Source organism: Tolypothrix sp. VBCCA 56010, from assembly GCF_050875635.1.
In the GTDB taxonomy this organism is placed as follows: Bacteria; Cyanobacteriota; Cyanobacteriia; order Cyanobacteriales; family Nostocaceae; genus Hassallia.
The window spans coordinates 1-6,139 of record NZ_JBPAOH010000256.1; the positions used below are offsets into that span (position 1 = coordinate 1).

Here is a 6,139-nt window from a genome sequence, read left to right on the forward strand (position 1 = left end):
ATGTCAATCAAGTTCATAAAAATAATTGTGAACCTGTATCGTCAGCTAAATTGATATATTTGACTAGAAACGAATATAAAATGATTAAAGTTCTGCAATACTTAAAATCCGGTTCTAGGCTTTGAAAATGCCTACCCTACTTTTATTTTCATTTAGCAAAGATAAAACTTCCCTGCCAACTTCCGTAGCTTTGGCTACTCACGCCATTACGAGTAGTTCCATTATAAGAATCCTCTCCTGGTCGAATTGTAATTGTAACTTTCCCACCATTTCTAGCTGTAATCAGTCCAGCATGTACAGCAGCACTACAAATTGAGGAATCATCAGTATAAATCTCCGTTCCCCATACAGTACCAACACGACCATTGGGCGGACACATAAATGTAAAATCTTGATCTAGTCGTCCTCTCAGATTTGAAGCATTATTACTCCATTCCAAAAAGGGAATGGCTGGCTTAGTTGCTACAGGAAGCCCAGCCGAATTAAGAAAAGTAAAACTTCCCTGCCAGCTACCATAGCGTTGGCTACTCACACCATTGCGAGTAGTTCCATTATAAAAATCCTCTCCTGGTCGAATTCTAATTGTAACTTTCCCACCATTTTTGGCTGTAATCAGTCCAGCATGTACAGCAGCACTGCAAATTAAGGAATCATCAGTATAAATATCTGTTCCCCATACAGTACCAACACGACCGCTCGACGGACAAATGAATGTGAAATCTTGATCTAGTCGTCCTCTTAAGTTTGAAGCATTAGCGTCCCAGGTTATCTGCTTGGGAACCTCAGCCAACGCTACATTGACTAACGTTACCGCAAGTAGTGTAGATATTACAGAAACAGAAATTAATGACCTCACACTCATACTCCTTCTTCAGCCGCAAAATCGCAACTTAGTATAAGTTGCGTACCGTAATTATCCTGCACTTTTAGGGTATAAACACGATATTTTTCCAAAAAATAGGGTTTTTATCAAGTTTAAAACCCTATTATCGAAAATTTGGGTTTAAAACCTCGCCCATAAGAGTGCGACTTTATCAAAAACGCGCTAGCATAAAGAAGTAGTTGGTTGGTCGAGCCAGTGATAATTTACGAGTTCAAAATTAAAGGGAAAGATAAGCAGTATCGTGCAATAGACGATGCTATTCGTACTAGTCAATTCATTCAAAACAAAGCTTTACGCTATTGGATGGATAACAAAGCTAATAAGGTCGATAAGTACGCATTAAACAAATATTGCGCTGTACTAGCTAGTGAATTTCCATTTGCGGATGAACTCAATTCAATGGCGAGACAATCTGCGGCGGAACGTGCCTGGAGTGCGATAGCTCGGTTTTACCATAACTGCAAGAAAAAAGTCAAAGGCAAAAAAGGGTATCCAAAGTTTAAAAAACATTGTCGTTCGGTTGAATACAAAACATCAGGATGGGCGCTTTCAACCAACCGAAAAACTGTTACCTTTAGAGACAAAAAAGGAATAGGGACTCTGAAATTGAAGGGAACCTATGATTTGAACTACTATGACATCAAACAAATTAAGCGTGTCCGTTTAGTACGTCGTGCTGACGGCTACTACGCTCAATTTGCAATCGATGTTGATTTGAAGATTGAAACACAACCAACAAATCAAGTAGTGGGTATTGACCTGGGATTGAAGTACTTCATCGCTGATAACAAGGGCAATGTAGAACAGTCACCATTATTTTACCGCAAATCGGAAAAGCAGCTTAATCGTGCTAATCGTAAAAAATCCAAGAAATACGACCCCAAAAAGAAAAAGGCAAAACAACCGCAATCAACCAACTATCACAAAGCTAAAAATAGGTATGCTCGGAAGCATTTAAGAGTAAGTAGGCAACGAAAAGAGTACTGCAAGCGTGTTGCATACTCCGTCATCCAATCTAACGATTTGGTAGCCTATGAAGACTTAAATGTGAAAGGGTTGGTAAGAAACCGACATCTGGCTAAATCAATCAGTGATGCTGGCTGGTCAACTTTCCGTTCATGGTTAGAGTATTTTGGTCACAAGTATGGGAAGGTAACAGTTGCTGCTCCTCCCCACAATACAAGTCAGAACTGCTCTAACTGTGGCAATAAAGTTAAAAAGTCCCTGTCTACGAGAACTCACGTTTGTCCACATTGTGGATACGTAGCAGATAGAGACGTGAACGCCGCTATCAACATCCTAAAATTAGGACTCAGTACCGTGGGGCACACGGGAACTTACGCTTGGGGAGATTTGCCCTCTTGGGCGATTGGTGTAAACCTGTCGTCTAACGGCGAGTCAACGAACCAAGAATCTCCGACGCTTTAGGGCGGAGAGTGTCAATTCAGTGCCTTTTTGATTAATTCTGGAATTTGAGAAGGACGTTCGGCTACTGGTACATTTGCTTTTTTGAAAGCGGCTAATTTACTTTTTGCTGTGCCAAAGTCCGGATCGCGTCCGATAACAGCTGCTAAAGTCCCAGTTTGACGCCAATGTTTTCCTGGTGGTGCGTGTGTACCTGCGATGTAGCCAATGACTGGTTTATCAATGGCTTCAGCAATGTACCGCGCTGCAACTTCTTCGCTACCTCCACCAGGTTGACCAACTATAACGATCGCTTCTGTCTTGTCATCCTCATCTAAAATTTGCAGCCATTGCAAAAAAGATGAACCCACGATCGCATCACTACCAATACTCACACTTATCGATTGCCCCAAATCAGCTCTTGTTAATTCCCAAGCGATTTCATAGGTGAGGGTGCTGCTACGACTGACGATTCCCACCGATCCGGGAGTATAGAATTCACTAGGTTGAGTACCTAAGAGAATTTTGCCGGGGACGATGATTCCTGGACTATTTGGTCCGACGACCACAGTTTCTTTAGCTTCAGCTTTGCGAAGTAATTCCACCATATCCAAAGGTGGCACGCCTGCGGAGATGATAATTAATTGGCGGATATCAGATGCGATCGCTTCCAATGCTGCATCCAGCACTTGGTAAGGGTGTACGCAAATAATTGTGGTATCAATTTGCCCAAATTCCGCTACCACTTCCTCTACTAAGTCAAATACCAGCAAATCGTGCAGTTGCTGTCCACCATATCCAGGATTGACACCACCTACCAAATTAGTGCCATAAGCTTTCATTTGAGCTACATGAGTTGCTGAGATGAATTCACTGAAGCCTTGAATTAACACTTTGCTGTCTGGCGTTAAGTTCATAAAAAAGTTAGATAAGTTTGGTGCCACAGCAGCGATTAGCCGCCGATATAGACTTGATAAATCGCCTCTATTAGGTAAGCGCAAGTTTACATGTGGTTTGGATTAAATTTTATCCCTTCTATGGGGCTTTCATAAAGTTATCCACGCCCAATCGCAGGCAGAGGCGCCCGTCAACAATTTTTAGCAAGATCCGCACACCAAATGGCGCTCCAATACCCAAGATTTTGGGTGCTAATTGTGGATTATTGTGCGCCATTTGGGGGAGCGCGAAGCGTCTTTGAAGGAGAAGCCTGCGATTGGGCGTGGACAGGTTTTTCCCAAGGGGTAAGATTTTCAAAACTTTCTATAAGATTTGGCAAGATGAACCGCTTCGGCTACTGCCTCATCTAAATTTTCTACTACTATTAGCGCATCGCTCTGAGTTTCTATTGTTGCTAAATAATCTCTGGTTGCATTTAAATCAGAACCGCCAAGACGGATAACAAAGCGCGGAAAGTTATTTTCTCGGCGGCTTTTATTACCATTAGAGCGTAACACATGTGGTTTGAGTTCGCTGTTGTCGTGTTGCAAAAACGCGAGAATAATTTCAGCGATTTCAGGAGGTTGAGGAACGGTACCCAAAAGGTTAATGAGGATGACTTGAATGCTTTTGTCAGCTGCCAACATTTTCAGACCTTTTGTTAGGCGATCGCTAAAAGTAGTCGCGGGAGTGTCTGTGGGAAAAGCATGGCGCAGATTCAAACAAAGACCGGGCTTACCGCCAGCATTTGCCACTAAATCCAAAGTTGCCATTACTGAACCAGCACCATTACCCAAAATGCCGATTTTACCATGCATTTCTATTCCATCCCAATCATGCAAATGCCCATTTGTCTGATTACCGGGATGTCGGTTGACTATTTTTTCAGCCATCGCTGCCATATCGGGATGACGAGCGATCGCTCGTTGGTTGACTCTGACACTACCATTAAGCGCCATCACGCTTCCGCTCTGACTCACCCCCAGAGGATTAATTTCTACTAAGTCCAGGTCTTTTTCCACAAATAACTGATACATTTTTTCCATCACGGTGCCGATCGATTGCATCATTGCACCCTGCAAACCCATTTTTAAAGCTAATCTTCGTGCATAATATGGCGAGAATTCTTGTTCAACAACTACATGTTGTATTTTCTCTGCGGCTAATTCCCAATCTATGTTCGCTTCTTTACCACCTAAAAGAACCGGTCGGCAAAGAGCGGTATCCAATACTACTGCTAAATAATATTCTTGCTCGGCATCGTATTTAGATTCTGCCAGCAAAACTTCTGGTAACTCGCCTAAAATCGGCAAATTGAAGATATTTTGCGCGGCGGCGATCGCATCAATGGTAGTCTCTACAAATCTGACTCCACCAGCTTTTGCCCGTTCTTGGGCATGTACTTGAGATTTTAGTACAATCGGATAACGGATTTTTAAACGTTTTAAATCTGTGGGATGGTCAATTCGTTGCGATGGCAATACGGGAATGCCTATATTTCCAAACCATTCTTTTACTTGATACTCTAATAAATCCATAAAATAAGCACCTTGTATAGCTACTTCCAAAAAGTGTCTTCGCTGCAAATGAATTGCACGCATCAAGCCTTAATTGGCTATATACATTTTTTTCTCTCATTAATTTTATCCAATAAGCACATGAAGCAAATTGCTGATAATAGCAAATATATTCTGGTAATGTCAAGAATACGTAACTAATTTTCAAAAGGAAAATCGACAGCATCTAAGATAACCAGCATTTTCCTGTAACAGAACTGTTCAAGCAGTTTTTGCCTTCTATTTGGATAATTTTGTTACTACCGCATTCTCACGGTAAAATTAACTACGGTAGCTAGTGTACGTTATCTTGCCACATTGAATGCAGTAAAAATGCCCACAGATTGTACTATTGCCATTTTTTTGTAATTTTTAACTGCGATTGAATTGAATAAGAACGCCATCTAATTGTATAAAAACCTAGAGATGCGCTATTGTTGCATCTGTGCCAAAAAACCTTACCTATATTTGGTTAGACTATTAGAACTCTTTTAAACTTTTATCGCTATGCCATAAGTTTAATTAGGTTGACTTACTTAAAAGTTCGTTCATAGACTACTAACTAACGGTCAGTCAGACCATGCAAAAGTACCGCGATCGCATGGTGAAAAACCTCCACTCCTCAGCTCAGGCTCTAGGCTTTGATTTGGTTGCCCAACCGCTTCACCCAGCCTATTCCCACGGCTGGGTGTTTCTTAGGAGCAGGGGCACTGGCGGCACACCACCCGCTACGAATGAAAGAAACAGTTAATAGACGACGTATTAGCAGGTACATTTATAAGTGTCCTGACAGTTAAAACCGAGGTTTCAATAGTGCAGCTTTGCCTGTTTAGGAGCATGGTTCTGGGGCTTTATGACTACGACATTGGTGAAGGAAAAAGCTTCCTATCCCGTTTGAAAGATTATTTATGATCAGATATCCCCAGGTCAGGACATATCTCAATAATTATACCAGGGTTATAGCTAGATGAAATTGCCACCAAAGCAAGAAATTAATCAGTCGGTAAACAAGGAAAAAACCGCATCACATCTGGAACAAATTAACCATAATGCAGCAGGTATCGATTTGGGTGGTGCTGAACATTGGGTATGCGTTCCTTCTAATAGAGCAGAAAAAAATGTGCGGCGATTTGGATGTTTTACTCCCGATTTGATAGCAATGGCAGATTGGTTGATGGAGTGTCAGGTGACAACCGTAGCAATGGAGGCAACAGGAGTCTATTGGATTCCAGTATTCCAGATTTTGGAAGCCAGAGGTCTAGTACAGGGTGGCGGAAATAAACCGACCATTTTTGTGAGAGACTAAGCAAGAAGGGTCAAAACCCTTATGGGTAGTTTTTAAGGAATCAAGGTGTGGCAA

Annotated in this window: 5 protein-coding genes and 1 pseudogene; 3 read left to right on the top strand and 3 right to left on the bottom strand. The window is 41.7% G+C overall.

Features of this window, described 5'->3' with window-relative positions:
* Positions 1–148: 148 nt before the first annotated feature.
* Entirely contained in the window at positions 149–862 is a 714-nt protein-coding gene (locus AABK37_RS39700; RefSeq protein WP_432556889.1) for an LCCL domain-containing protein, read from the bottom strand.
* 216 nt (positions 863–1,078) lie between these two features.
* On the opposite strand from AABK37_RS39700, the gene AABK37_RS39705 reads away from it, so the two are divergent.
* Positions 1,079–2,311 carry an RNA-guided endonuclease InsQ/TnpB family protein gene (locus AABK37_RS39705; RefSeq protein ID WP_432556890.1) on the top strand — a complete coding sequence of 411 codons (1,233 nt, stop codon included), beginning with the start codon at positions 1,079–1,081 and terminating at the stop codon, positions 2,309–2,311.
* Between the two features lie 11 nt (positions 2,312–2,322).
* Here AABK37_RS39705 and AABK37_RS39710 read toward each other — a convergent pair whose 3' ends face one another.
* Together AABK37_RS39710 and AABK37_RS39715 are read right to left on the bottom strand one after the other, a co-directional pair.
* The gene (locus AABK37_RS39710; RefSeq protein WP_432556892.1) at positions 2,323–3,204 is read right to left on the bottom strand and encodes a succinate--CoA ligase subunit alpha; all 882 of its coding nucleotides are present in this window, start codon (positions 3,202–3,204) and stop codon (positions 2,323–2,325) included.
* Between the two features lie 333 nt (positions 3,205–3,537).
* Positions 3,538–4,761, bottom strand: a complete 1,224-nt coding sequence (locus tag AABK37_RS39715; RefSeq protein WP_432556893.1) for an ATP-grasp domain-containing protein — start codon at positions 4,759–4,761, stop codon at positions 3,538–3,540.
* A gap of 598 nt (positions 4,762–5,359) precedes the next feature.
* Here AABK37_RS39715 and AABK37_RS39720 point away from each other — a divergent pair.
* A complete protein-coding gene (locus tag AABK37_RS39720) occupies positions 5,360–5,530 on the top strand; it encodes a hypothetical protein (protein ID WP_432556891.1) in 171 nt (56 codons plus the stop codon).
* Positions 5,531–5,746: 216 nt separating this feature from the next.
* Positions 5,747–6,031: pseudogene (locus AABK37_RS39725) on the top strand (IS110 family transposase); the annotation flags it as partial.
* Between the last annotated feature and the right edge of the window lie 108 nt (positions 6,032–6,139).

Excerpts from the sequence above, each read along its gene's own strand:
- AABK37_RS39715 (WP_432556893.1), bottom strand. The coding sequence starts at position 4,761 with ATGGATTTATTAGAGTATCAAGTAAAAGAATGGTTTGGAAATATAGGC.
- AABK37_RS39710 (WP_432556892.1), bottom strand. The coding sequence starts at position 3,204 with ATGAACTTAACGCCAGACAGCAAAGTGTTAATTCAAGGCTTCAGTGAA.
- AABK37_RS39700 (WP_432556889.1), bottom strand. The coding sequence starts at position 862 with ATGAGTGTGAGGTCATTAATTTCTGTTTCTGTAATATCTACACTACTT.
- AABK37_RS39720 (WP_432556891.1), top strand. The coding sequence starts at position 5,360 with ATGCAAAAGTACCGCGATCGCATGGTGAAAAACCTCCACTCCTCAGCT.